The 26,459-nt window shown below is 67.8% G+C and carries 20 protein-coding genes; 7 read left to right on the top strand and 13 right to left on the bottom strand.

Going from position 1 to position 26,459, the window contains the following annotated elements; translation table 11 throughout:
- Positions 1-87: 87 nt before the first annotated feature.
- From WS78_RS27460 to WS78_RS27470, 3 genes are all read right to left on the bottom strand, one after another.
- Positions 88-1,035, bottom strand: coding sequence for a transglutaminase family protein (locus WS78_RS27460; protein ID WP_038751506.1), 948 nt, complete (start codon positions 1,033-1,035; stop codon positions 88-90).
- Positions 1,036-1,043: 8 nt separating this feature from the next.
- Positions 1,044-1,985, bottom strand: coding sequence for an alpha-E domain-containing protein (locus WS78_RS27465; RefSeq protein ID WP_038751509.1), 942 nt, complete (start codon positions 1,983-1,985; stop codon positions 1,044-1,046).
- Between the two features lie 83 nt (positions 1,986-2,068).
- The gene (locus tag WS78_RS27470) at positions 2,069-3,484 is read right to left on the bottom strand and encodes a circularly permuted type 2 ATP-grasp protein (protein ID WP_038751525.1); all 1,416 of its coding nucleotides are present in this window, start codon (positions 3,482-3,484) and stop codon (positions 2,069-2,071) included.
- Positions 3,485-4,214: 730 nt separating this feature from the next.
- Between WS78_RS27470 and WS78_RS27475 the strand changes: the two genes are divergently transcribed.
- From WS78_RS27475 to ahpF, 5 genes are all read left to right on the top strand, one after another.
- A complete protein-coding gene (locus WS78_RS27475; protein ID WP_059579636.1) occupies positions 4,215-4,847 on the top strand; it encodes a nitroreductase family protein in 633 nt (210 codons plus the stop codon).
- A 69-nt stretch (positions 4,848-4,916) separates the two neighbouring features.
- A complete protein-coding gene (locus WS78_RS27480; RefSeq protein WP_059579632.1) occupies positions 4,917-5,408 on the top strand; it encodes a hypothetical protein in 492 nt (163 codons plus the stop codon).
- A gap of 542 nt (positions 5,409-5,950) precedes the next feature.
- On the top strand, positions 5,951-7,051 hold the full coding sequence (locus WS78_RS27490) for a lytic polysaccharide monooxygenase (RefSeq protein ID WP_059579707.1): 1,101 nt from the start codon (positions 5,951-5,953) through the stop codon (positions 7,049-7,051).
- A gap of 276 nt (positions 7,052-7,327) precedes the next feature.
- Positions 7,328-7,891 carry an alkyl hydroperoxide reductase subunit C gene (ahpC, locus tag WS78_RS27495; RefSeq protein ID WP_038752835.1) on the top strand — a complete coding sequence of 188 codons (564 nt, stop codon included), beginning with the start codon at positions 7,328-7,330 and terminating at the stop codon, positions 7,889-7,891.
- 146 nt (positions 7,892-8,037) lie between these two features.
- On the top strand, positions 8,038-9,645 hold the full coding sequence (gene ahpF, locus WS78_RS27500) for an alkyl hydroperoxide reductase subunit F (protein ID WP_059579629.1): 1,608 nt from the start codon (positions 8,038-8,040) through the stop codon (positions 9,643-9,645).
- A gap of 214 nt (positions 9,646-9,859) precedes the next feature.
- Here the strand turns inward: ahpF and WS78_RS27505 are convergent, their stop codons facing one another.
- The 9 genes from WS78_RS27505 to WS78_RS27550 form a co-directional block, all read right to left on the bottom strand.
- Positions 9,860-10,231, bottom strand: a complete 372-nt coding sequence (locus WS78_RS27505) for an MAPEG family protein (protein ID WP_038752831.1) — start codon at positions 10,229-10,231, stop codon at positions 9,860-9,862.
- Between the two features lie 352 nt (positions 10,232-10,583).
- Complete coding sequence (locus tag WS78_RS27515) at positions 10,584-12,719, bottom strand: AprA-related methyltransferase (protein WP_059579622.1); 2,136 nt, start codon at positions 12,717-12,719, stop codon at positions 10,584-10,586.
- A 13-nt stretch (positions 12,720-12,732) separates the two neighbouring features.
- Positions 12,733-16,584, bottom strand: coding sequence for an AMP-binding protein (locus tag WS78_RS27520; RefSeq protein ID WP_059579618.1), 3,852 nt, complete (start codon positions 16,582-16,584; stop codon positions 12,733-12,735).
- Between the two features lie 129 nt (positions 16,585-16,713).
- Entirely contained in the window at positions 16,714-17,610 is an 897-nt protein-coding gene (locus WS78_RS27525) for an MBL fold metallo-hydrolase (protein ID WP_038752845.1), read from the bottom strand.
- Between the two features lie 5 nt (positions 17,611-17,615).
- Complete coding sequence (locus WS78_RS27530) at positions 17,616-18,614, bottom strand: ketoacyl-ACP synthase III (RefSeq protein ID WP_059579613.1); 999 nt, start codon at positions 18,612-18,614, stop codon at positions 17,616-17,618.
- Positions 18,604-19,710, bottom strand: a complete 1,107-nt coding sequence (locus WS78_RS27535) for a 3-oxoacyl-ACP synthase III family protein (RefSeq protein WP_038752824.1) — start codon at positions 19,708-19,710, stop codon at positions 18,604-18,606. The genes WS78_RS27530 and WS78_RS27535 overlap by 11 nt, the downstream gene beginning before the upstream one ends.
- Positions 19,710-20,594 carry a beta-ketoacyl-[acyl-carrier-protein] synthase family protein gene (locus tag WS78_RS27540; protein WP_059579609.1) on the bottom strand — a complete coding sequence of 295 codons (885 nt, stop codon included), beginning with the start codon at positions 20,592-20,594 and terminating at the stop codon, positions 19,710-19,712. Before WS78_RS27540 ends, WS78_RS27535 begins: the two co-directional genes overlap by 1 nt.
- Positions 20,595-20,658: 64 nt before the next feature.
- The gene (locus tag WS78_RS27545; protein WP_059579605.1) at positions 20,659-22,284 is read right to left on the bottom strand and encodes an AMP-binding protein; all 1,626 of its coding nucleotides are present in this window, start codon (positions 22,282-22,284) and stop codon (positions 20,659-20,661) included.
- Between the two features lie 555 nt (positions 22,285-22,839).
- The gene (locus WS78_RS27550) at positions 22,840-23,058 is read right to left on the bottom strand and encodes a hypothetical protein (RefSeq protein ID WP_059579602.1); all 219 of its coding nucleotides are present in this window, start codon (positions 23,056-23,058) and stop codon (positions 22,840-22,842) included.
- A gap of 148 nt (positions 23,059-23,206) precedes the next feature.
- Between WS78_RS27550 and WS78_RS27555 the strand changes: the two genes are divergently transcribed.
- Complete coding sequence (locus WS78_RS27555) at positions 23,207-23,413, top strand: hypothetical protein (RefSeq protein WP_038752816.1); 207 nt, start codon at positions 23,207-23,209, stop codon at positions 23,411-23,413.
- Positions 23,414-23,464: 51 nt separating this feature from the next.
- Here the strand turns inward: WS78_RS27555 and WS78_RS27560 are convergent, their stop codons facing one another.
- A complete protein-coding gene (locus tag WS78_RS27560) occupies positions 23,465-26,002 on the bottom strand; it encodes an adenosylcobalamin-dependent ribonucleoside-diphosphate reductase (RefSeq protein WP_059579599.1) in 2,538 nt (845 codons plus the stop codon).
- Here WS78_RS27560 and WS78_RS36410 point away from each other — a divergent pair.
- Positions 26,001-26,195, top strand: coding sequence for a hypothetical protein (locus WS78_RS36410; protein WP_145986920.1), 195 nt, complete (start codon positions 26,001-26,003; stop codon positions 26,193-26,195). The genes WS78_RS27560 and WS78_RS36410 overlap by 2 nt on opposite strands.
- Positions 26,196-26,459 lie beyond the last annotated feature (264 nt).

Genomic DNA, 26,459 nt, shown 5'->3' on the forward strand with positions numbered 1-26,459 from the left:
AGGGGCGTCGGGATGAGACGGCGTGGCGGCGCGGGGCGGCGCGAACGCGCCGCCGTCCGTTGCGCCGCGTGGCGGCTCGCGGGCGCGTCAGACGAGTTCCGGGGATTGGATCACGCTGATCTCGACGCCGACCGGCTTCGCGCCGGGACCGTAGACCGGCATCGTGTCGCGATAATCGAGGCCCGCCGCGATCCGCACGTAACGCTCGTCCGGGCAACGGTTCATGAACGGATCGAAGCCGACCCAGCCGAGCCCTTCGATGTACGCCTCGGCCCACGCGTGGCCCGATTGCGGCTGCATCGCGACCGCCGCTTCCTGTATCGCGACGCTCGTCTGGCGCACCGCGTCGCCCGGCGCTTCGTGCGCGCCGTCCGCGTCATGCCGCATCTGCATCGCCTGCTGCGCGACGCCGCTCGCCTGATGCAGCGCTTCGGCGATCCGCTGCATCGAGCCGTCCGTCAGCAAATAGCCCGACACGTAACGCGCCGGAATCTTCAGCGCGCGCGCCGTCGCGACGAACACGTGCGCGTGGTCGCGGCTCGTGCCGACGCCGCTTTGCAGCGCGGTCTCCGCGTCGCGCGGCGCCGCCTGCGCGTTCGGCTCGTAGGCGATCCGGCTGTGCACCTCGGTCATCAGCCAATGCAGCGCATCGAGGCTCTTGTGCTCGATCGGCAGCGCGTCGGCGAGCGCGCGAATCGCGTCGCCCGCGCGCGTGAGGTCGGTCGCGCGCTCGAACACCCACGGCGGCGCATACGAATCGGCGTTGCCGAGGATGCCGGCGCGATCCTGCGTCTCGACGACGCCCGCCGCGATGATCGCGATCTCCGGCTTGTCGCGATCGTGCCGCACGAGGTCGACGCGATTGCCGAGTCCATCCGCGTACGTGAGCGTCGGCTCGACGCCGTCGATCGTCACCTGCCAGGCCCTCACGGTCTGGCTCGGGCCGCTTTGCGGGCGCAGCCGCAGGCGCTGCAGCACGTACGCAGCGTGTTCGTCGAATTGGAAGCGCGAGATGTGGCGGATGGCGAGGCGCATGGCTGATCTCAATCGAAGTTGTAGGCTTGGGCGATTTCGATGCCGAGACTGTTGTTCTTGGCGATGAAATCCGTCAGAAACTCGTGCAGCCCGCTCTTGAAGATGCGTTCGACCGTGTTGTCTTCGAGCGACTGCTTGATTTTGGCGGCCGTTTCGTGACAACCGTGCGTGACGCCGTAATCTTTCGCGAGATGCTCGAGGCTCGACACGACGCGTCCGTAGCAATAGCGCAGCGAACGCGGCATCCGTCCGTTCAGGATCAGGTAGTCGGCGATGTTCGTCGGCTTGTATTGCACGTCGTAGACCCAGCGATACGACCGGTGCGCGGCGACGCAGCGCAGGATCGATTCCCACTGATAGTTGTCGAGGATCGTGCCGACGTGCGACACCGACGGCAGCAGCAGGTGATACTTGACGTCGAGAATCCGCGCGGTGTTGTCCGCGCGCTCGATGAACGCGCCGATCTGCGCGAAATCGAAGATCTCGTTGCGCAGCATCGTGCTGTAGAAGCTGCCGAGGATCAGCGCGGTCTCGCGCTTGATCTCGTCGAGGATCGCGGGCAGCGCGCTCGCGCGGATCGGCTGCGCGAGCGCGCGCTTGATCGCGAGCCACGCGCCGTTCACGCTCTCCCACGCCTCGCGCGTGAGCGCCGTGCGCACCATCCGCGCGTTCGAGCGTGCGCATTCGATGCACGACAGCACGCTCGACGAATTGTCGCGATCGCGCAGCAGATAGTCGGCGACCGTGTCGGCCGCATAAGTTTCGTACTTCTGACGATATCCGTCGTCCGCGCCTGAGCTGACGAGCACCGACGACCACTCCGCCGGCGCGTCCGACGTGCGGGTGAGCGCCATCCGCAATCCCGCGTCGACGATCCGCGCGGTGTTCTCCGCTCGCTCGATATAGCGATACATCCAGTAAAGACCGCTTGCTGTGCGTCCGAGAAGCATGTTTGCCGTCCACTCCGATCGTTGTTCGGTGCGGCGCGCCCCTACGCGCGCGCCGCGCGCGCATGCGCCGCCTCGCGCGTGCGTCAGTCGGCGAGCACCCAGGTATCCTTGGTGCCGCCGCCCTGGCTAGAGTTGACGACGAGCGAACCCTCCTTCAACGCGACCCGCGTCAAGCCGCCCGGCGTGATGCGAATCCGGTCGGACACGAGCACGAACGGCCGCAGATCGACGTGGCGCGGCGCGAGGCCCTTCTCCGTCAGGATCGGCGTCGTCGACAGCGCGAGCGTCGGCTGCGCGATGTAGTTCGACGGTTTCGCGCGCAGCTTCGCCGCGAATGCTTCGCGCTCGGCCTTCGACGCGGCCGGGCCGACCAGCATCCCGTAGCCGCCCGAGCCGTGCACCTCCTTCACGACGAGTTCCTCCAGATGCTCGAGCACGTACTTGAGGCTGTCCGCTTCCGCGCAGCGCCAGGTCGGCACGTTCTCGAGCATCGCCCGGCGGCCGGTGTAGAACTCGACGATCTCCGGCATGTACGAGTAGATCGCCTTGTCGTCGGCGATGCCCGTGCCGGGCGCGTTCGCGATCGTCACGTTGCCCGCGCGATAGACGTCCATGATCCCCGCGACGCCCAGCACCGAATCCGGCCGGAAGGTGAGCGGATCGAGGAACGCGTCGTCGAGGCGGCGATACAGCACGTCGATCGGCTTGAAACCTTCGGTCGTGCGCATCGCTACGCGATCGCCTATCACCTGCAGATCGCTTCCTTCGACGAGATGCACGCCCATCTGGTCGGCGAGGAACGCGTGCTCGTAGTACGCGGAGTTGTGAATGCCGGGCGTGAGCACCGCGACGGTGGGGTTGTCCGCGTTGCCGCCGGGCGGGCAGACGGCCGCAAGCGACTGACGCAGCAGTTGCGGATAGGTTTCGACGGGCCGCACCTTCACCTGCTGGAACAGCTCGGGGAAGAGCTGCATCATCGTTTCGCGGTTCTCGAGCATGTACGACACGCCGGACGGCGTGCGCGCATTGTCTTCGAGTACGTAGAACTGATTTTCCGCAGTCCGGACGATGTCGACGCCGATGATGTGCGTGTAAACGTTTCCGGGCGGCCGGAAATCGATCATCTCGGGCAGGAACGCATCGTTGTGCGCGATCAGGTGCTTCGGCACGATCCCCGCGCGGACGATCTCCTGACGGTGATAGATGTCGTCGAGGAACGCATTGAGCGCCATCACGCGCTGCTCGATCCCCTGCGACAGCCGATTCCATTCGTGTCCGGAAATGATCCGGGGCACGATATCGAAAGGAATCAGCCGCTCGGCGGCCTCGGCGTCGCCATAAACGGCGAACGTGATGCCGGTCTTGCGGAACACGCCCTCGGCGTCATGCGCCTTCTGGGCCAGGCTCGCGGGGTCCTGCGTGTCGAGCCATTGCTTCAAGCGCTCATACGGCGCGCGTACGGTATCGCCGGGTTGCAGCATTTCGTCGAACGGCTTCATCGAAAAGTTCTCCATCCATCATTCACTCGGCATCTCTCCATGCCGAACCGGCGCAATGCGTAGCGAGCAAAGAGCGTGCCTTGTTGGAATCCGTTTCGCGGTTTGATTTGGCACTTTTGCGCGGCACGCCGCACCACGAAGGTGCGGCCGCCAGTTGGCGGCATGCGCCGACTCGGCGCAGCCGGCGTCGCCCGCGTGGCTAGCGTGGCAGATTTCCGGCGTGTCTGTCTATGCGGGCGATCACCCCGGGGGACGGATCGAACCGCCCTCCGGATTTTATGGATTAACCAGATAGTTAATATCCGGAGACGCGACCCGCACGGAGACGACTGCGATTCACGTAATGGACCGGAACGTGAGGCTGAATTGGCGACGCGAATTGGCGACGCCGCCCCCGGCGCCCAAGAAGCGCTCGAGCATTTTGATCATGCACCAACAGAAATCGAATGGACTACGAATAGCCCGGAAGCTTCCTGATTTGCACGAATAGCGAGCGGACGCAGCCGTCGCCTCCGTATCTATCGCGTAAGACAGCAAGTGTGCGTCGCCCCCCGGCCTGGAATCCATTCGGCTTCCCGACGGCCGGCAAGACGAGGCGAGACGTCTCACCGCTCCAAATCGCCGCGCCGGCCGTCGAATTAACCCTACTCGCAAATGAGAATCGTTTGCATTTAAGGCAAAACTATCCGATGATGTGCTCCGTTCATCGACCGATACCGAAGCCTCGACCATGGATGCCATCGCCGCTGCGGCGCCCGCGCGCGCCGCCGTCGCCGCCGCCGCCGACAACCCGCACGGCCTGCTGCGGGGACTGCTTTCGCGCCGTTCCCGCTGGCCGCTGACCGAGCCCGCGCCCGGCCCGCGCGAGCTCGACGCGATCTTCGACGCCGCTCTCTGCGCCCCCGACCACGGCAATCTGCGCCCGTGGCGCTTCGTCGTCATCCGGGGCGCGGCGCGCCACGCGTTCGGCGACCTGCTCGTCGAACTCGCCGATGCGAGAGCGCCCGACGATCCGCCCGGTTCGCACGAGCATCGTCGCGGCAAGGCGCTGGCCGCGCCCCTCATCGTCGCGCTCGGCACCGCGCTGAACCGCACGTCGAAGGTGCCGGAGATCGAGCAGTTGCTCGCCGTCGGCGCAGCCGCGATGAACATGCTCAATGCGATCCATCAGCTTGGCTACGGCGGATTCTGGGCAACGGGCGTCGACTCGTACGAGCCGGCGCTGCGCGACGCGCTCGGCTTCGGCCCGAACGAAAGTCTCGTCGGGTTCCTGTTCGTCGGCACGCCGGCAGAGCTCGCGAGCGGCGCACGGCGCCCGGATCGCAGCGCGCACGTGCGCGAATGGCTCGGCCCCGCACGCTGACCGCCGCGCCGATCGACATCGATGCGCGGCCCGCCGATCGCGGGCCGCTCTGAACCCGGAGGTTCCGCCATGCATTTCCCTCATGCCGACACGAGCGGCGCACCACTCGCCGACGCCGACGCCGCATCGCGCGACACCGACGCCGAGCGGGTCGTGCTGACCGCGGTGCGCACCTGGCTGCATCCGTGCGCCGCCGCCGGCGAAGACGCGCGTCGCGGCCGGCGGTCGTGGCGCGACGTACTGGCCGCCGCCGGCCTGCGCGCCGACGGCCTCGTGCACTTCGACATGCTGATGCGCTTCCTGACGTGCGACGCGTGTCATCCGCTCGACACGCACTGCCACTGCGCGAGCGGGCTCGCCAGCGACGAGGCTCGGCTCTTGCAGGCGCTCGCCCATCTGCAATCGACGCGCAGCGAAGCGGCGCTGCGCGCGCTCGCCGACTGGCTGCCGCGCTGCGCGGACAGCGGCGTGCTGAAGATCGCCCGCTGGTTCTCCATCGCACTGCTCGACGCGGGGCTCGCGATCCGCGTTCCCGCGCAGCCCGCCGCCTACGTGCACTGACGAGATCAGTCACGCGCGCGCGGCGAACATGTCGCCGCACAAACGCCCGGTGGCGGCTCGCGCGAATCAAGCACGGCTTCGTCGGGCGCGCGGCGGGCACACGGGTTGCGACGCCCGATGCTCAGCCCGTCACCTGCAACACGAGCCGCGTTTTTCTACGCCCGGCGACGAGCCGCCAAATCGCCGTTCGCAACACGGGCACGGCACGATTCCACCCGGTCAACCTCCTAAGTTTCGCGGTAACGCTCGCTGCCGGGCACACGATAGGTTGCGATCTCTTTGCTTGCGACTTTCTTCCCGGAGCGACTCGAACGGCCGGGGCGGCGGCGCACGTCTCGCGCGCCGGACTCGCACGGATTTCGCCGCGCCTGCCATTTCTGGTAGGCCTGCGAACGCGCGGCGTCATCTACCATCCTGACGGAATCCTCAGAAGAAAGCGCAAGCCTCATATTTCGACATCCAAAACAATCGACGCATCTTTACCACACTGCGGACCGCGAGCTGTGTCATTTCTCACCTGGACTCACTTGGAGGAACGCTACATGAAGTCGCACTTCGATGCGCCGTCATCTCGCCGGCGGGCGCGCGGCGCCGTCACACTCGGTGCCACCGCCACGCTTGCCGCTTCGCTTGCCGCATTGCTCGCGCCCATCGACGATGCAGCCGCGCACGGCGCGGTCGGCTTCCCGATCGCGCGTCAATACCAATGCCGCCTCGAGGGCGGCTATTGGGACCCGCCCAACGGCTCGGGTATCCCGAACAACGATTGCCGCGCCGCCTATCGCGCAGGCAACAATTCGGCTTACCCTTTCACGCAATGGAACGAGGTGTCCGCGAACCCGGTCGGCCAGGGCAACGATCTCGCGCAACTGAAGGCCGCGGTGCCTGACGGCCTGCTGTGCGCGGGCGGCGACACGTCGAAGGCCGGTCTCGACAAGGCGCCGACTGCACTCTGGCGCAAGACGCAACTGACACCACGCAACGGCCACATCGAGCTCCTCTGGGAGAACACGACCTCGCACAATCCGGCGCGCATGCGCGTGTTCATCTCGAAGCCGTCGTACGATCCGTCGCGACCGCTGCGCTGGGACGACCTGCAGCAGATCTACGAAGCGCCGGCTCCCGCGCCCGTCCCCGCGAACGGCGCGGGCCATCTGCCCGGCTCGATCCAGTCGTTCTACAAGCTCGACGTGACACTGCCACCGGGCCGCAGCGGCGACGCCGTGCTGTACAGCTACTGGCAGCGCATCGACGCGGGCAACGAAGGCTTCTTCAACTGCAGCGACGTGACGATCGCCGCGGACGAGAGCGCATCGGGCTTCCCGTGGGTCGCGACGCATGCGTTCGTCGAGCCGGGCGTCGTGCCGCAAGCCGGCCAACAGGTTCGCTTCCGCGTGATGGGCACCGACGCGCGCGGCGCGGAAGTCGTTGACGTGCGGCAGCCGATCACGCCGTACAACACCAATCGCAGCGTGTGGGCGAAGCAGATCGCCGATCAGGTCAACGGCCGCTACGGCAACATCGCGCGAATCGGCGTGCGCTCGGGCAACACGATCTACTTCGACACGACGAACCTGAACGCGAACAAGGTCTGGCTGCAGCCGAACTACAGCAGCGCGCTCGGCGTCGTCGGCGCGAAATAGCGGGCCGCCGTCCGTTCCGGACGGGCGGCCGCGCATCGCCGCAAGCCGGCGCCGCGCAGCCGCCTTACATAGCGTGCTTGCGGATATTCCCTCGATATCCGCATTGGGCGACGCATCTCGATCCTCGATGCGCCGCCTTTTTTTTGCCCTCTCGCGTCCGGGCCGGCCGGATAGGAAATACCGATTCCGATCATTGAAACAAGCAATTTCACAGAATCGCACCCCATCGCCATACTGGCGCTTCCTGATCACACACCGATTCAAGAGGAAGCGCAAATGCCGATCATCAACAGCCAGATCAAACCGTTCAAGGCCACCGCGTATCACAACGGCGACTTCGTGCAAGTCAGCGACGAGACCCTGAAGGGCAAATGGTCCGTCGTCGTGTTCTATCCGGCCGACTTCACGTTCGTGTGCCCGACGGAGCTGGGCGATCTGGCAGACCGCTACGCCGAATTCCAGAAGCTCGGCGTTGAAATCTACGCGGTGTCGACCGATACGCACTTCACGCACAAGGCATGGCACGACACGTCGGACACGATCTCGAAGATCAAGTATCCGATGATCGGCGATCCGACGCTCGCGATCTCGCGCAACTTCGACGTGCTGATCGAGGAAGAAGGCCTCGCGCTGCGCGGCACGTTCGTGATCAACCCGGAAGGCGAGATCAAGCTGTGCGAGATCCACGACAACGGCATCGGCCGCGACGCGGGCGAGCTGCTGCGCAAGGTCCAGGCCGCGCAGTACGTCGCCGCGCACCCGGGCGAGGTCTGCCCCGCCAAATGGACGCCGGGCGCCGACACGCTCACGCCGTCGCTCGACCTGATCGGCAAGATCTGAAGCCGCGCGGCGGCAGTGCCCGCCGTGCGCGTCAAGCAGGCCGCGTCTCGCAGCGGCCCGCGCCCCGCACCGCTGCGTCCGTCGCCGTATCGCATCGCGCGACGGCCGCGCGTGCGGCCCATTCTCGTTACGGAATCCGAATCGTCATGCTGGACGCCAATCTCAAGACTCAGTTGAAATCGTACCTCGAGCGGATCACCCGTCCGGTCGAGCTCGTCGCGACGCTCGACGACGGCGACAAGTCGCGCGAGCTGCGCGCGCTGCTCGACGAGATCGCGTCACTGTCGCCGCGAGTCGCCGTCGTCGAGCGCCGCGACAACGCCGAGCGCAAGCCGTCGTTCTCGGTCGGCGAGCCCGGCAAGGCGGCCGGCATCCGCTTCGCCGGCATTCCGATGGGCCACGAATTCACGTCGCTCGTGCTCGCGCTGCTGCAAGCGGGTGGCCATCCGCTCAAGCTCGACGACGACGTGATCGAGCAGATCCGCGCGCTCGACGGCGATTACGCGTTCGAAACGTATATCTCGCTCACCTGCCAGAACTGCCCGGAGGTCGTGCAGGCGCTCAACGTGATGGCGCTCGTCAATCCGCGCATCCGCCACGTGATGATCGACGGCGCGCTGTTCCAGGACGAAATCGAAGCGCGCCGCATCATGGCCGTGCCGACGATTTTCCTGAACGGCGAAACGTTCGGCCAGGGCCGCAGCAGCGTGAAGGAGATCCTCGCGAAACTCGACAGCGGCGCGAGCCGGCGCGCGGCGCAGGCGCTCGCGGCGAAGCCGGTGTTCGACATGCTGATCGTCGGCGGCGGGCCCGCGGGCGCGGCGGCCGCGATTTACGCGGCGCGCAAGGGCATCGAGACGGGCGTCGTCGCCGAGCGCTTCGGCGGGCAGGTGCTCGACACGATGGCAATCGAGAACTTCGTGTCGGTGAAGGAAACCGAAGGGCCGAAGTTCGCCACCGCGCTCGAGCAGCACGTGAAGCAATACGAAGTCGACGTGATCGACGTGCAGCGCGCGGACAAGCTCGTCCCGGGCCGCGTCCACGAAATTCGTCTCGCGAGCGGCGCGGTGCTGAGGGCGAAGGCCGTCGTGCTCGCGACGGGCGCGCGCTGGCGCGAAATCGGCGTGCCCGGCGAGCGCGAGTACCGCAACCGCGGCGTCGCGTACTGCCCGCATTGCGACGGACCGCTCTTCAAGGGCAAGCGCGTCGCCGTGATCGGCGGCGGCAATTCGGGCGTCGAAGCGGCGATCGATCTCGCCGGCATCGTCCGCGAAGTCACGCTGATCGAATACGGCGCGCAACTGCGCGCGGACGACGTGCTGCAGCGCAAGCTGCGCAGCCTCGCGAACGTGACGGTGATCATGCAGGCGCGCACGACCGAACTCACGGGCGACGGCGCGAAGCTGAACGGGCTCGTCTACGAGGACATGCGCACCGGCGAGGCGAAGCGCGTCGAGCTCGAAGGCGTGTTCGTGCAGATCGGCCTCGTGCCGAACACCGAATGGCTGAAGGGAACGGTCGAGTTGTCGAAGCACGGCGAGATCGTCGTCGACGCGCGCGGCGCGACGTCGGTGCCGGGCGTGTTCGCCGCCGGCGACGTGACGACCGCGCCGTACAAGCAGATCGTGATTGCGGTCGGCGAGGGGGCGAAGGCTTCGCTTAGCGCGTTCGACTACCTGATCCGCAGCGAAGCGGATGCGGGGCTGGCGGCCGACGTCGAAGCCGCGGCGAGCGCGGAGAGCGTCGCCGCCTGACCCGCGCGCCATTCGTTCTACCCACTACCGTTGGCCCTCGTGGCGATGTGGAGAGCATCGTGACGAGGGCCTTTTTTTTGATGCCGAGCCGCGATGGCCCGGCGCATCGAGCGTTCGTGCATCGTGTCGAGCCGGAGAAGCATCCAAAGCACGCCCCGCCCGCCCCGCCGGCCGCTCGCGACGCCGGCATCGAGCGGGCCCCGAACGTGCGCGCTCAGGGCGCGACGAAGAACAGCCAGACCGCGCAAACAAAGCCGACGGTCCAGACCAGCGAGCGCAGCGTCGCCCAGTTCAGCAGATAAAGCACGCCGTACAGTGCGCGCGACGCGACGAAAACGACCGCGAGTTGATCGACGCGCTGCGCGTTCGCGCCGTTGTGCCATGCGACGACGAGCGCCGCGGTGAGGAGCGCGAGCGCCTCCCACGAGTTCTGATGCACGGCGAACGCGCGCGCCCGCCAGCCTTCGAGTTGCGCGAGATAGCGGCGCGGCTCGTGATTGTCGTACTGCTTGCCCGACTTCGCGCACATCGTCCAGACGAACGGCGTCAGTGCGGTGATCAGCAGGCAAGTTTGCGACACCGTCATGTTTCCCCTCCCCTATTGATTATGGTGAACCGGTTAAATTGTCGCGATCGAAGCGCGGCACGGTTCGCCGCCGCGCCAGCCGAACTATACGGCATCGCATCGGCGCGGCAACGGGATCGACGGGAAAAAACAGGCGGATTTCGCTCGAACCGATGTCGAATACGAAGTCTAGGAAGCAAGCGTGCGGCATCGTGCAAGGCATCGCATGCCGCACGGCGCGCGGCGCGCGGCGGCATGCGACGCGCACGCACGCCGTCTGCCTGCGCCGCCCGGAAGACGAGCGCCGCAAACGGACGAAAGGCGCTCGCGTTGCGCGCGCCGCGTTCCCGCCGAAATCGGCGGGCGAGCCGCGTCAGGCATGTGCCGCGTCGAACGCGACATAGTCGGCGATGCTGAAGAACCGGTATTCGCTCAACAGGTCCGGCCCGGGGAAACCCTCGGGGTGAATGCGTCCGTGGATCGCGTCTCGCGGGCACAGGCCCGCCATGCACATCGCGAGCATGAATTCGTCGAACGGCGCCATGAACTGCCGCGACAGGAAGTGCATCCCCCAATTGAACACCGACGGCAATTGCTCGGTACGCGTCCAGCGCCCCGGCTCGGCGACCGCGTCGTCCAGCAGGCTCGCGGCCCAAGGGCTGTGCCCTTCAACGACGAGGAAGCCGTGCTTCGCGTGCGGCTTCCAGCGCGCGACGAAATCGATCAGGTCGGCGGCCGCGACGTAGCCGGGCACGAGCCCTTCGGCATCGCTGTACGCGACGCGAAACGCACGCTTGATCTCGTCGAGCGGAACCGGCAGCGCCGCATCGTCCGATACCGTCAGTTGTCCCGGATAGTAACGCTCGACGACGCTGCGCAGATGCGCGCGATCGACCTGCCGCAGATGGCGCTCGAGAATCGCGTCGGCGGCGTCGCCGCTGCGCACGCCGAGGCGGCGGTTGTGCACGAGGAACATGAACGTGTGCAGCAGATCGCTCAGCCGCGCCGCGCGACGGCTGCCGTCCGGAGCCTTCAGCGTCAGGCCGCTCGCCGCCACCGCTTCGTCGTAGCGATCGGGCCGCGAGATGTCCGCGTCGATCACGCGCACGTGCACGCCCGGCACGTCGCTCAGCTCGGACAGCGTGTCCGCCGCGCGGCTGCGCGCCGATTCGTTGTAGTCCGCGCCGATCACGATGAGCGGATACTCGGCGAGATGCCGGCCGCGCCGCGTCGACTGGATCACGTATTGCGCGAGGCGCCGAAGCGCGCTGCCGTCGCCGCAGCCCATGTCGGAGATGCCGGCCGGCTGCTGGTCGAGCGGCGTGTCGTCGAACAGGCGCCGAATGATCTTCGTCGTGATTTCCTTCGACGCCGGACCCGACCCGGCGCCGCTCGACGCATACACGTTCATCACGCGATCGACGTGCCCGTCGCGATCGACGTCGAGCGGATCGGGATCGCCGAACAGCAGTTCATCGAGCAGCGCATACGAGCGCAGATACGACGCGGCGAGCCCCGCATACGGCGCGGCGATCGGCCGATGAATCCGGCCCGCTTCGTTGAGCCGCACGCGCGCGCCGTCGGCCTCGACTTCCGCCGCGCCCGCGTGACGCATCAGCGCCCAGGCGGCGCGCAGCGTGACGCGGTCCGCGTGCGGCCACGCATCGGCGGCCGACACCCAGTCGCGCTGCGCGTCGAACGCCTCGAAGAAGCTCGGCGCGGCCTTGCCTTGCTGCTTGCCCTGTTTCTCGAACACCGGCATGTCGAGCGCGACCCACGTCGGGCCGAGCAGCAGCCCGTCCATCGCGGTGCGAAGCTGCGCGTGGACGTGCCGCTCGAGCCCGTCGCGCGGTTCCGGCAGCGGCCACCCTTCGACGCAGATGCGCGCGAGATCCGCGTAGAGCGCGCTTTCGTCGTCGTCCGTGCGGCGACGATGGCAGAGCGCATGCAGGTGCTGCAGCATCGACGTCGCGTCGGCCAATCGCGTGAAGAGCGGCCGCTGCGCGTTCACGCACTCGACGACGCACGCGCCGGCCGGCGTCAGCGCATAGTCGACCTGCTCGTCGCCGCTGCCGAGCGTCACCCAGCCGGCGAGGCCGAGCAGGTTCAGCGCGCCCCACAGCAGGCCGAGGTTGAGCGTCGGATCGGCCTTGCGCGTGGCGGCGAACGCGCGCATCGAGCGGGGCTCGCCGGCCTTCAGGGCGTCGAACGCGCCCGCGAGCACCAGGCGCGTGAGCGTCGGCACGAGCACGATGCCGTTCGCCCAGTTGCAACTGCGCGTGTAGGCCATCACGCGCTGCGCGTCGTCGCTGCCGATGCGCAGCGTCGCCGCCTGAACGTCGCGGCGGGTTTCGATCGGTGCGCCGGCGTCGACGATCTCGACGTTCAGCGGCGTGCCGAGCGGCACGCCGAGCAGCTTGCAGCTGTCGTTCGCATGCGAGCGGAGGTAGTTTTCGAGCTGCGCGGTCAGGGTGCCGGCAGACGTGGCAAGTTCACAAAGCGACTGCATGATCGGATGCGCCTCACATGGAAGAAGAAATGTCGGACGGAGCCGCGTCCGCGTGCGGGCGCGCGCCTTGGTCCGTTCGGGTGGCGAGATGCGTCGCCAATGCGTCGATCGACGCGTGGTCCCAGACGGCGGATGCGTCGACGGTCGTGCGGAACGCGTCGCTGAACGCCATCGTCAGCTCGACAGCGAGGATCGAATCGAGGCCGATGTCGGCGAAGGTCGTCTCGGCCGTCAGCGAAATCCGGCGATTGCGCAGACGCTCGCCGAGCCATGTCACCAGCCATTGCTCGTATTCCCGCTTCAGCTCGGGATCGGCCGGCGCAATCGGCGCAATCGGCGCGGACGCGACGGCCGCCACGGGTGACGGTGCGTCGTCGGCAAGCGCGATGTCCGCGTCGGACGCGTCCGGACGCGCGTCGTACTCGGCGCGCAGCAGCGGATCGAGCCGCTGCTGCGCGCCCGGCACCGTCTGCTCGATCGGGCCGATTTCGTGCTCGACGCGCCGCGCCCACTCGGCGAGCTGCGCGGCGCTCGACAATACGCGCCGCCGGCCGACCTGACGCTGCGCCGCCTCGACTGCGAGCTCGTATTGGCTCTGCGCCCATTCGAGCGTCGCGGCGTCGACGCCGCGCCGTTTCGCGGCCTGCTCGACGGCCGCGAGCAGCAGCGCCCACTGCGCGACGCTGCCGAGCCAGTAGTTGACCCAGTTCGTCGCATGCGCGGCGCCGCCGAGCGGCTCGCCGTTCGCAAGCCCGTCCTCGAGCAGTTGCTCGCCGAGCCCGCGCAGCTCGGAAGCAAGCGCGCCCGCGCCCGTTCGTTCGCTCAGATAGCCGAGCAGATCGTCGCCGCCGTTCAGCACGCGGCTGCCCAGATGCGCGAGCAGCGTCTCGGTCGGCCCCTCGAAGATCCGCGGCAGCCGCGCGTCGCGGAAGATCTGCGGCGCGAGATTCGTTTCGATGTAGCCGCGCCCGCCGAGCATTTGCATCAGCTCGTCGGAGGTTTGCGACAGAAACTCGGAGCCGAGAATCTTCGCGATCAGCAAGCCGTCTTCGGGTGCGTCGCGTCCCGCGTCGAAATCGGCGGCGAGCAGGTCGATCAGCGCGGTCAAGCCGTCGATGCGGTGCCGCAGATCGCCGAGACGCTGCCGGCTCAGCGGGTTGTCGAGCAGCAGGCCCGTGCCGATCTGGCGCCGCGCGCCGTAGCGATGCATCAGTTGCGCGCAGCGCTTCATCCCGCCGACGCAGACCGCGCCGATGCCCAGGCGTGCGAAATTCATCGTCTGCTGCGCGAGCGCCATCCCCTGCCCGGGCGCGCCGAGCCGGCACGCGTCGCTCACGCGCGCGCGATCCAGATGCAGCGTGTTCTGGATCATGCCGCGCACGCCCATCGTCAGGTCTTCCGCGCCGATCCGCAGGCCGGGCGTGCCCTGCCTGACGGCGAGCCCGACCATCCCCGCGCCGTCGGCCTGCTTCGCGAACACGTTGATCACGCCCGCCCACGCCGACGATCCGCTCCAGCTCTTCTGGCCGCTCACGAGCCAGTGATCGCCGTCGACGCGCTGCGCGGTCGCCCCGATCGCTCGCACGTTCGAGCCCGCGGCCGGCTCGGTGAGCGCGAACGCGGCGAGCGTGCGGCCCGTGGCGAGCAGCGGCAGCAGCTCGTCGCGCAGCGCGGGCTGCGCATGCAGCATGATCGGCCGGATGCCGAGCGTATTGTTCAGCCCGACGAAGAATGCCAGCGTCGAATCGATCGTCGCGAGCTGCGACACCACTTGCAGCATCTCGCGATTCGTGAAGCCGAGGCCGCCGTATGCGCGGTCGATCTGCATGCCGAGCAGCCCTTCGTTGCCGAAGTCGAGCACGATGTGCGGCGGAATCGTCCGGCGCTCGTCGATGGTTCGCGAATCGATCCGCGTGCGTGCATAGTGGCGCAGCCAGTCCTTGAGCTGCTCGACCTTCGCTGCGCTCGGCGATGCGGCGCCGCTCGGGTCGGCCACGTCGGCCGCATCGGCTTTCGCGCCCGACGCGGCGCAAGGCGCCGATGCGGCCGGCGAAGCCGATGAGGCCGACGGCGTGGCCGCTCCCCGCGTCGCGTCGGCGATGCGATCGTCCGCGTCCCAGCGCGCGAGCACCGTCAGCTCGCCGTCGCGCAACCGGTTGCGGCATTCGCTGCGCCGCACCTTGCCGCTCGACGTCTTCGGCACGCTGCCGGGCGACACCAGCAGCACCGCGCCGGGGCTGATGTCGTGGCGAAGCCAGATCGATTCGCGAATGCTCTTGAGCAGCGCGTCGAGATCGCCCTTGCGATGCGTGCGCTCGATTTCGGCGACGACGACGAGCCGCTCCTCGTCGCCCGCGTCGATCGTGAACGCCGCGCAGCCGTTGGGCACCAGCTCGGGCCGGCTGCCGATCACCGCGTACTCGACGTCTTCCGAATAGTAGTTGCGCCCGGCGATGATGATCATGTCCTTCAGGCGGCCGGTGACGTACAGATCGCCGCGATGATGGAAGCCGAGGTCGCCCGTGCCCGCGAACTCCTGCCCCGCCTCGCCGCCGATGCCGCGCTGGAACGTCGCGATCGTCTGTTCGTATTGCTGCCAGTAGCCGGGCGCGACGCTCTCGCCCGCGACGCAGATCTCGCCGATTTCGTCGTCCGCGCAGCGCTCGTTCGTGTTCAGATCGCGCACGACGACCCGCTGCTCGCCGATCGCCACGCCGACGCTGACGAGCACGCGCTCGCCGTCGCGCTCCTGCATCTGCGACGACAGGCCTTCGAACTCGCGCCGGATCATCACCTTCTGCCGCTGCAGCGCCGCCTGATCGACGCACACCGTGCGCAGCGGCCGCGGCGCGCTGCGCCCCGCGACGAGCAGCGTGCATTCGGCGAGGCCGTAGCAAGGCTTGAAGCGTTCGGGATCGAAGCCCGTCGGCGCGAAACGCTGAGCGAACTCCGCGAGCGTGCCGTAGCGGACCGACTCCGCGCCGCTGTACGCGGTCTTCAGGCAGCTCAGGTCGAGCGTCGCGAGCTGCTCGTCCGGGATGCGGCGGCTGCACATCCGATAGGCGAAGTCGGGCGCGCCCGTCACGTCCGCGCGAAAGTCGCTGATCGCGCGCAGCCACAGGAACGGATGCTGGATGAAACGCTCGGGCGCCATCAGCACGCAACGGAAGCCGCCGAACAGCGATGTCAGGATGCCGCCGATCAGCCCCATGTCGTGATAAGGCGGCAGCCAGCTCACCATCGTGCTCTCTTCGTGATAGCCCATCCATTCGCCGATCAGCGCGAGGTTGTGCATCAGGTTGCCGTGCGTGACCATCACGCCCTTCGGCTTGCCGGTCGTGCCCGACGTGTACTGCAGGAACGCGACGTGAGAAGGCGCGACGGCCGCCGGCTCGAGCGACGTGTCGAGCGGCTTCGCGGCATCGAGATCGAGCAGCGCGACGTGCGACGCCGCGGTGTCTTCGAGCAGCTTCGTGCAGCGCGCGAAATCGTCGCCCGTGCAGAGGATCGCCTTCGCGCCCGCGCTCTCGACGATGCCGACGATACGCGCCGCGTGCTGCCGGTTGCGCGGCGGATAGACCGGCACCGCAACCGCGCCCGCGTACAGGCAGCCGAGAAAGCCGCAGATGTAGTCGAGGCCGGGCCGGCACAGCAGCAGCACGCGCTCGCCGACGCCGACTGAATGCCGCTGCAGCAGCAGCGCGACGCGGCGCGCCGAGCGGTCGAGATCCGCGAATGTGATCGATTGCTGCTGCTCGTCGTCGGGCTGACCGCTCAAGAACAGATAGGCGACTTTCTCGCCCCTCTTCGCCGCGCGCGAACGCAGCAGCTCGTTGATCGTCTTCGGCAGATTGGTGGTGGTCATGACGTCATCCGACAGAAAATGAAACCCACGGTCGTGGTGGTAGCGTTCGGCGGCCGGCGCCGAAGATCCGAGGTGAGCCGGCCGGTGGGGCAATCGGCGCAGAGGTCGCCCGCGCCGGCGGTCGCGCGCCTACGCGGCGCGCTGAAACAGGTCGATCATTCGTTCCATGCTCTTCAGATGCAGCGCGCGCGGCACCACTTTCGCGCTGCGCGCCGCGTAGCGCTCGGTCCATAGCTGCGCGAGCGCGCGCGTCGCGGCCGCATCGCCGCGCGTCGCGCGCGCTTCGTCGTCGCGCGCGGCGAGCCCGTCGCGCGCGTGCCGCACCGCATGCCGCGCGATGTCGCCGCCGACGATCCCGTGATGGCCGAGCGCGATCCGCGACGCGTGCAGCCGCTCGATCGCGCCGAGCGACTGCCGATACGCGGACAGATCCTCGAACACGAGCGGCAGCCATTGCGCCGGCCCGTGGTATTCGCCGAGCGCGTCCGACACGAACAGCAGATCGAGCTGCGGGCAGTGATAGCCGAACAGGCAGGCGCTGTGGCCCGGCAGCGCGATCGCGCGCATCCGCATCCCTTCGCCGATGTCGAGCTCCCTGCCCGCATTGAGCGGATGCAGCGGGATGTCGGACAGGTCCGCGAGATCGGCTTGCGCGACCGGCTCCCACGCAACGGACGCCTGAGCGTCGAGCTTTCTGATCGTGCGGCGCGCGGACGGGCTCTGCAGCGCGTCGGCGGTATCGGGAGAGCCGACGACATGCAGCCACGGCATGCGCGGCTGCAAGGTTCCGAGCAGGCTGCAATGGTCGTAGTGCGAATGCGTGATCAGCCAGTAGCGCAGATGCCGGATGCCGCCGTAGTCCTTCAGCAGATCGTGAAGCTGACGCCACACGAGCTCGGTCATGCCGCTCAGCCCGCCTTCGACGAGCGTCGCGGCCTCGTCGTTGACGACCACGTACAGCGGCACGTCCGCGTCGCCGACGATGGCGAGCTGCGAATCGATCCAGCCAGGGGTGCTGTGCCGCATGTCGTTCAGCTCCGGTAGAGCGCGCACGCCCACGTCGCGCCCGCGCCGTAGGTCACGAACAGGTTCAGTTGGCCGGAGCGCATTCGTCCTTGCTCGCGCGCGAGCGCGAGCGCCACCGGAAACGCGGCGCTCGCCATGTTGCCGAGATCCTCGACGGAAATCATGCAGCGCTCGCGCGGCAGGCCGAGCTGCTCGATCACCGCGTCGATGATCCGCAGGTTCGGCTGGTGCGGCACGACGAGCCCGATGTCGCCGAGCGTCAGCCGGTGCTTGTCGAGCATTTGCCGGCACGCGTCGACGATGCGGCGCGTCGCGTCCGCGAACATGTCGGCGCCGCGCATCCGGAAGCAGTGGCGGCCGGCCGCGATGTCGTCGGCGTCGATGAAGTTCGGCCGCTTCGCGCCCGGCGCTTCCGTCTGCAGCAGATCGAACTGCGTGCCGTCCGCGCCGAGCGACAGATCGAGCAGGCCGCGCGTCGCGTCGTCCCGCGCGCTCAGCACCATCGCGGCGGCGCCGTCGCTCAGCAGGATCGACAGGTTGCGGCCCGCGTTGCTCGTGTCGATTCGCCGCGACAGCGCTTCCGCGCAGATCAGCAGCACGTTGCGATACAGGCCGCTCGCGAGGAAGTGTCGCGCGATCTCGATCCCGTACAGTCCGCCGCTGCATTGCGCGCGGATGTCGAAGCACGGAATCTCGCGCAGCCCGAGCCTCGGCTGGATGTAGCACGCCTGCGACGGATCGTGATGATCCGGCGACAGCGTGTTGACGATCAGCAGATCGATGTCGGCGGGCGCGACGCCCGCGTCGGCCATCGCCCGCTCGGCAGCCGGGCACGCGAGGTCCGCGAGCTGCTGGCCCGGCGCGAGATAGCGGCGATGCCGCACGCCGGTGCGGGTGCGGATGAACTCGTCGCTCGTGTCGATGACGCTCGCGACTTCGTCGTTGTCGACGATACGCTCCGGCAGCGCATGACCGAGCCCGGCGATGACGAGGTTACGCGGCATGGTCGGCCTCCGCGGCTTGGGCGGGCGAATCCGCATCGGTCACGACCGTTTCGCCCCACCGCCACAGCTGCGCGCCGAACCCCCAGCCGGCGCCCGCGCCCGCGATCACCACCTGCGAGCCGGGCTTCACGACGCCGCTGCGAATCGATTCATAGAGCGCGAGCGGCACCGCGGCCGACACGAGGCACGCGCAATCGGCGAGGCGAATCACGTATTGATCCGGCGCGAGGCCGAGGCGCTGCGCCCACGCGCGCACGAGAATCTCGGATGGCTGATGGAACACCATCGCGTCGATGTCGTTCGCGCTCGCGCCGCTCTTGCGCAACAGCCGCTCGACGATGTCGGGAATCGCCTCGGGCATGAAGCGCGCGATCTGCTCCTGCGCCTCCGGTTTCAGCGTGAAATACGCGCCGAATCGCTCGGCCTGACGCTCCGCTTCCTCGCGGTTCGCCGCGGGCCTCGGGTAGCGCCATTGCATTGTCGCGAGATCGTAGTGCGTCGCGTCGCTGCGATAGACGGCGCTCAGCCAGTCCGCGCCCTGCGGATCGTGCGCGTCGGCGACGAGCACGGCGGCCGCCGCGCCGTCGCCGAACGTCGTCGACGATTTGCTCGCATAATCGACGACGCCCGACATCCGCTCCGACGAGCACACGAGCGCGCGCTTCACGCGCCCTTGCTTGATCAGGTTTGTCGCGAGCTGCATCTGCAGCACGAAGCTCGCGCATTCCATTTCGACGTCCGCATCGAGCGCGCGACGCGCGCCGAGCCGTTCGCGCAGCGTGCGCGAGAGCCGCGGCGCGAACCGCCTCGCGCCGCCTTCCGCGTTGACGTACGGCGACGTGATGTTGAACAGCACGAGATCGAGATCGGCCGCATCGACGCCCGCGCGCGCGAGCGCCTGGCGCGCGGTATGCTCCGCCATCGCGAGCTCGGACTCGCCCGCGCGCGGATCGATCACATAGCGCGACTTGATTCCCCAGAAGTGCCACCACTCCGACGGAATCGGCTCGACGTCGTCGAATGCGGGATCGTCGTTGCGCAGCAAGCGCGACGGCAGATTGCACGCCAGACTGGCCATACGAACGTTGTAGGACATCAGACCTCCATTGCGATGCATGCGATGCGCGGCTTGAACGCGTCGAGCGTCAGCGCGGCGACGACCTGCGCGTCGCCGCGCACGCCCGCGGAGGCGGCCGCGCGGGTCGCGAGCCACGCGGGCAGCTGGAACGCGGCGGGTATGTCGGCGGCGCCGTCGATCATGTCGACGCGCGTCTCGCTCGCGAAGCCGGGCTCGTCGGACAGCCAGCCCCGCAGCCACGATTCACGAAACAGTTCGGATACCGGCGCGTCGATCTTGCTTCGCACGTCGCCGACGACCGAGCGCACGGCCGCGTCCGCATTGCTCGGCTGCGTGCGGAAACGGCCCGTGGCCGGATCGAAGCCGCCGTCGAAGCGCGCGACGATGCCTGTTTCATGCATGTGCCGCGCCGGCACGGCGCCGAGGGTCGCGAGACTCGGCGCGTCGAGGTCCGCATAGCTCGCGTGGTAGCGATCGTCGCGGCCGGGCGCGAGCACGATCGCGCCCGCGCCGTCGGCATAGCCGCCGGACTCCGCGCCTTCGACGTCGGCGAGCGCCTCCGCCCTCACGACGAGCGCGCGGCGGTAGCCGAGCTGCCGGCAATGGCTCCGCACGAGATCGAGCGCGAGCGTCCAGTCCGCGTCGAGCAGATCGAACACGGCCGCGTTGGACGCGCGCAGATCGCGCTGCACCGGATGCGCGAGCCGCGGCCCCGCGATCGGCGCCGCGTCCGCCATCCGGTTCGGGGAAACCGACAGGCTGACGATGAGATCGAGCTCCGACGGCAGGCAGCGCGCCTTCGAGAGCGCCTGCCTCGCCGCCTTCACCGCATAGTCGTTCGCAAACGGCAGCGCGTGCTTCGCGCCGTCCGATACCGCAATACCCGCTCCTAGTATTTTCATGTCGCTTCGATGTTGATTGAATTGGGCGTTGCCGGCGCCGAACGCCGGCCGCGCGGCGCGGCCGTCAGGCCGCTTGCACGTCGCTCTCGGCCGCCTGCCGCAGCTTGAAGCGCTGCAACTTGCCGGACTCGTTGCGCGGCAGGCCGTCAGCGCGATACTCGATGCGCCGCGGATACTTGTACGGCGCGATCTGCGCCTTCACGTGCTGCTGCAATGCGGCCGTCAGCGCGTCGGAGGCGCACACGCCGGGCCGCAGCACGACGTGCGCGCACACGAGCGTGCCGCCCCGTTCGTCCGGCGCGCCGACGACGCCGCATTCGAGCACGTCCGCGTGGCGCAGCATCGCTTCCTCGACTTCGGCGGGCGAAATGGTGTAGCCGAGGCTGATGATCAGATCGTCGGCGCGCGACTGGTAGAACAGATAACCGTCCTCGTCGAGATAGGCGGCGTCGCCCGTCAGGTTCCAGCCGTGCTGCACGTAATCGCGCTGCCGCGCATCGTTCAGATAGCGGCAACCGGTCGGCCCCCGCACCGCGAGGCGGCCGACGTGGTAGGGCGGCAGACGTTCGCCGCGCTCGTCGAGGATCGCGAGCCGGTAGCCGGGCACCGCCCGGCCCACCGCCCCTTCCTTCACCTGGGTTTCGTCCGCCGACGCGAAGATGTGCAGCATCTCGGTCGAGCCGATGCCGTCGATGATGCGGATGCTCGTGCGCGCGAGCCAAGCGTTGCGCGTCGGCACCGGCAGCGCCTCGCCCGCGCACACGCATTTGCGCAGGCTCGAGATGTCGTGGCCGCCGATGTCGTCGAGCATCGCCCGGTACGCGGCCGGCGCGGTGAAGAGGATGCTCACGCGGTGCGCGGCGATCGCGGCGAACAGCCGGTCCGGCTTCGCGCGCTGCAACAGCACCGCGCTCGCGCCGACGCTCAGCGGAAACAGCAGCAGCGCGCCGAGGCCGAACGTGAACGCGAACGGCGGCGTGCCGCAGAACACGTCGTCCGCGCGGGGCTTCAGCACGTGCTGCGGAAAGCAATGGCAGATCGCCATCACGTCGCGATGAAAATGCACGGTCGCCTTCGGCCGCCCCGTCGTGCCGGACGTAAACGCGACGATGCACGGATCGTCAGCCTGCGTGTCGACCGTCTCGAACGCGGCCGGGTATTCGCGCATCAGCCGCTCGAACGCGGCGGCGTCGTCCGTTTCGTAGCAGCGGAGAAATCCGACGCCGGGCATGGCCTGCGTCGCCGCGTGCAGTTCCGCGGACACCGACGCCTCGCAGAGCGCGTGCGAGACCTTCGCCTGCGCGATGACTTTCGACAATTCGCCCGCGCGCAACAGCGGCATCGTCGTCACCACGACGCCGCCCGCCTTGACGACCGCGAACCACGCGGCGGCGAGAAACGGATGATTGGTTCCGTGCAGCAGCACCCGGTTGCCCGGCACGAGAGCCCCGTCGCGCACCAGCATGTTCGCGATCCGGTTGCTGAGTTCGAGCAGTTCGCGATACGTCCATGCGGCGCCGGATTCGGTCCGGATCGCGACGCGATCGCCCCAGCCGCGCTTGGCCACGGCGTCGTCGAGCAGCGCCGCCGCGCAATTGATGCGCTCCGGAAACTGCAGGCCCGGCAACTCGAAGACGAACTCCGGCAGATCGGTCGTTGCAGGCAGATTCATGCGGCAAAAGTTGTCCATCGTCAGTGCTCACGGGAAGTTGACTGAGAAACCGGGGTGATTCCGCGTCGCACGCGTCGCCTGACGCGCACCGGGCGCGACGAAGCCGCGCGTGTCGCATGCCGGCGTCGTCGGTCGAGCGCGCTTCGATCGAAGGCGGCGGCGCCGCGCCGGCCAACGCCATGACGTTCGCCGCATTCGGCTCAGGAATGGCCGCGGACGCCGCACCGGCGCCCATCGAAAGTGCTCGAATTGATATGTCGAGTTCGTCTAAATCCGCTTTCCCCTCTTCGATTGGATCATTTCAATCCATTGAATCATGCTCGATAAATTGCATGCTTCGGGAAATATCTTTCGATTCATCTTGAGCGCGCAATGTTAAAAACAAATTTCAAAAAAATAAAGCCCCCGCGCGAAAACCCCGCCTTGAATAATCCGCCCATCAACCCCTAAATCATTGAGGTTACAGGCATCCCGACTTTCCTCGAGATTTCCTTTTCTCACCAAAATAGTCGGTCTCTTCGTTTTGTGCGGCCAAAATATTTTTAATGCGATTTGCGCGCATCGCTTGACATTTCAAAAACAGAAATAAAGGTAGATATATTTTTTGTCGCGCATTTTCAATTTCGCCAATTGAATCGGAATTCGGCTGGTTGCCGCGGCGGCGAGATTCGCTCCGCCCGGAAATTCCGATCGTCGCGGCGATTCCTCGTTCGACCGACGTCGGTCGAGCGGCTCGGCGCTCGCGCGCCGCGTGAGCGCCTCGCGAATCGAGCGGTTCGGAAGAAGACGCATGTGGAGCGCGAATCGCCGCGCGTAAGGGCAAGCGTCGGATGGACAGGCACGTGACCCTCGCGAATCAGGCAGGACCGAGCCGAAGGAAGGATTGAGGAGAATGCGCGGGCGTCGATCGCGCCGATTGCATCGTCGTGACGCCCCGGCGATGAATCAGCGCGCCGCGCGACGCTCGGACGATGCGCACGGCATGGGTCGAATCGTGATCGACAGCTTCGTGCCTTTCACTATCGTCGCGGCGGGCACGCCGCATGCCGGCACCGACGCCGAAGCGACGCCCGCTATCGGACGAACAAGACGCGAAAGCGGATTGACGCGCCGTGCGGGATCGATCGTCCCGCACGGTCCGGCTTGAAAAACTCATCGCGAAGCGGCGGCCGCGCCGACGCACGCGGCGAGCGAACGCTCAACCGCAAGCGCCGATCTCGCCGCACGCGGTGCAGAAATCGCAGCCGTCCTTGCGGATCACCGCATTCGCGCCGCACGAGTTGCACTTGCGCCCGAACATCGTGCGCAGCTCGGCGGCGCTGTGCGTCGCAGCGGCCGTTTCTTCCTCGCTTTCGCCGCCCGCCGATGCCGATTCCGTCTCGGCCGAGAGCATCGCGGCAACCGCATGCGGGTCTGCGCCGCCGCGCGGCAGCGCCGCGAGCAGCCGCGACGGCACCTGATTGCCCTCGGCGTCGAGAAAGCCGCGACGATGCAATATCTGCTGAATCGCGTAGCTGAGCGCGGCGACTTCCGAGTCGTGCCACAGCGGAATGCGCCGGCCGTCGAGCCGCTGCGTCTCGCCGAGCCGCACCTGTCCGCGATCCCACGACACCTTGCGCAGATCCTGCAGATTGCGCGCGACGAAGCCGCCGCGCGCGGCGAGCGACAGCGAGCGCATCGTCGCCGTGATCCATTGCTGCGACTCGTCGCGCTGGCCGACCGGGATGAAGAATTCGATCGGCCGCTCGATCGTCACCTCTTCGCCGCCGATGCGCCCCGTCACTTCCATGAACGACACCGCGACGTACAGCGACTTCTTCCCGAGCTGCGTCAGATACTCGACCTTCTCGATCACCGCGGGCAACTCGCCCTTCGGCCGGTGGTCGATCGCGATCCGCAGCGGATCGAGATCCGCCTCCGTCAGCGTATCGTCCGGCTCGGACGTGTGCAGCACCGCGCCGAGCGTGTCGTTCGGCCGGTACGTCGCGAGCCCTTTCAGGCCGCTCTTCCACGCATCGAAATAGAGGCTCTCGAAATCGTCGAACGGATAATCGGCCGGCACGTTGACCGTCTTCGAGATCGACGTGTCGATGTACGGCTGCACGGCCGCCATCATCGCGAGGTGATCGTGCGCGGACATCTGCAGCGCGCTGACGAAATAATCGGGCAACGCGTCGACGTCGCCGCCGAGCTCGCGGTACAGGCGATAAGCGTAATCCTCGACCGCGAACGTCTGGCGGCTGCCGTCCGCCATGATCTTCGTGCGTTGGTAGGTCCACGAGAACGCGGGCTCGATGCCGTTCGACGCATTGTCCGCGAACGCGAGGCTCACGGTGCCCGTCGGCGCGACCGACAGCAGATGGCTGTTGCGGATGCCGTCGCGGCGAATGGCTTCCTGAATGTCGTCGGGCAGCCGCGACGCGAACGTGCCCGCTTCGAGATACCGGTTCGCGTCGAAGAGCGGGAACGCGCCGCGCTCGCGCGCGAGCTCGACCGATGCGCGATACGCGGCGTCGCGCATCGCGCGCCCGACGCGCGCGGCGAAGTCGCGCCCTTCCTGCGAGTCGTAGCGCAGGCCGAGCATCACGAGCGCGTCGCCAAGGCCCGTGAAGCCGATGCCGATCCGCCGCTTCTGATGCGCCTCGTGGCGCTGCTCGGTCAGCGGCCACAGCGTCACGTCGAGCACGTCGTCGAGGAAGCGCACGTGCGTGCGCGTGCGCTCGTCGAGCGCGGCCCAGTCGAACACGCTTTCGCCGCCGCGCAGTTGAGCGAACGGGTCGATCACGAAGCGCGTCAGGTTCAGCGGGCCGAGATTGCAGCAGCCGTACGCGGGCAGCGGCTGCTCGCCGCACGGATTCGTCGCACGAATCAATTCGATCGCGCGCAGGTTGTTGTCGTCGTTCATCTTCGAGATGAACACGACGCCCGGCTCGGCGACGTCGTACGTCGAGCGCATGATCTTGTCCCAGATCGCGCGCGCGCGCCTTTCCGCATAGACCCACATGCCGTCGTCGCGCCGATGCAGATCGCCCGCCGCGCGCAGCGCGGGTGACGGCTCCGCGCGGTGCACGAGCTGCCACGGCAGATCCTGCTCGACCGCGTCCATGAACGCGTCGGTCACCGCGACCGAGATGTTGAAGTTGTTCCAGCGGCCTTTCGAATGTTTCGCTTCGATGAATTCGAGCAGATCGGGATGATCGCAATCGAGCACCGCCATCTGCGCGCCGCGCCGCGCACCCGCGCTTTCGACCGTGCGGCACGACGCGTCGAACACGTCGATGTAGCTGCACGGACCGGACGCGCTCGAGCCCGTCGAATGCACGTACGCGCCGCGCGGGCGAATCGCCGAGAAGTTGTAGCCGACGCCGCCGCCGCGCCGCATCGTCTCGGCCGCCTGCAGCAGCGCGACGTAGATGCCGGGCAGCCCGCGCTCGTCGACGCCCTGGATGCAGTCGCCGACCGGCTGCACGAAGCAGTTGATCAGCGTCGCCGCGATCGCGCTGCCCGCCGCGCTCATGATCCGGCCCGCGCCGAGCGCGCCGCGTTGCAGATGCTCGACGAAGCGCGCCTCGACTTCGTCGCGCAGTTCGGCCGGCTCCGCCTGCGCGACGCCGTGGGCGACGCGGCGGTAAATGTCGTCGACCGTCCGCTCGTCGCCCTTCGCGTATTTTTCCAGCAGCACGTCGGTGGAGAATTGTTGCGGAGCGAGGTGAAACTCGGATGCGATGGTCGCCATGGACAGCCTCTCTACGGCACTGCGCGTGGATGATGGGCTCGACACTATAGCCACGGCAGGTGGCGATCGAGAGCGGCGCGTCGCCGCATCCGACGACCATACCGCAGGCGCCACTCCGCCGCAATCGGCGACGCGCGGGCGTCGTGCCGAAAACTACGGGCGGATCAACGGAACGCCGACGAGCGCCGAATGACGCGCCGTCGATCAAGCATAGCCACGCGACGGCCGGCAAGATGCTTGCCGCTTCGCAGCATGCGGGCGGCGCACGACCGGCGGGCGCTGGCGAGCGGGAACGAGCGCACGCGCGCGCCGGGATCGCATTGCGCAGGGCTGTAAGCCGATTGGAACACGTCTGGCGCGGCCGGCGATTCGACGCGCGGCATCGCTGAAGGTTAGGCCGAGGCTTGCCGGGACGGATGGGGTAGTTTTGGTCTCGCCTTTCTCGCCTTTCTCGCCG

Source organism: Burkholderia savannae, assembly GCF_001524445.2.
Taxonomy (GTDB): domain Bacteria; phylum Pseudomonadota; class Gammaproteobacteria; order Burkholderiales; family Burkholderiaceae; genus Burkholderia; species Burkholderia savannae.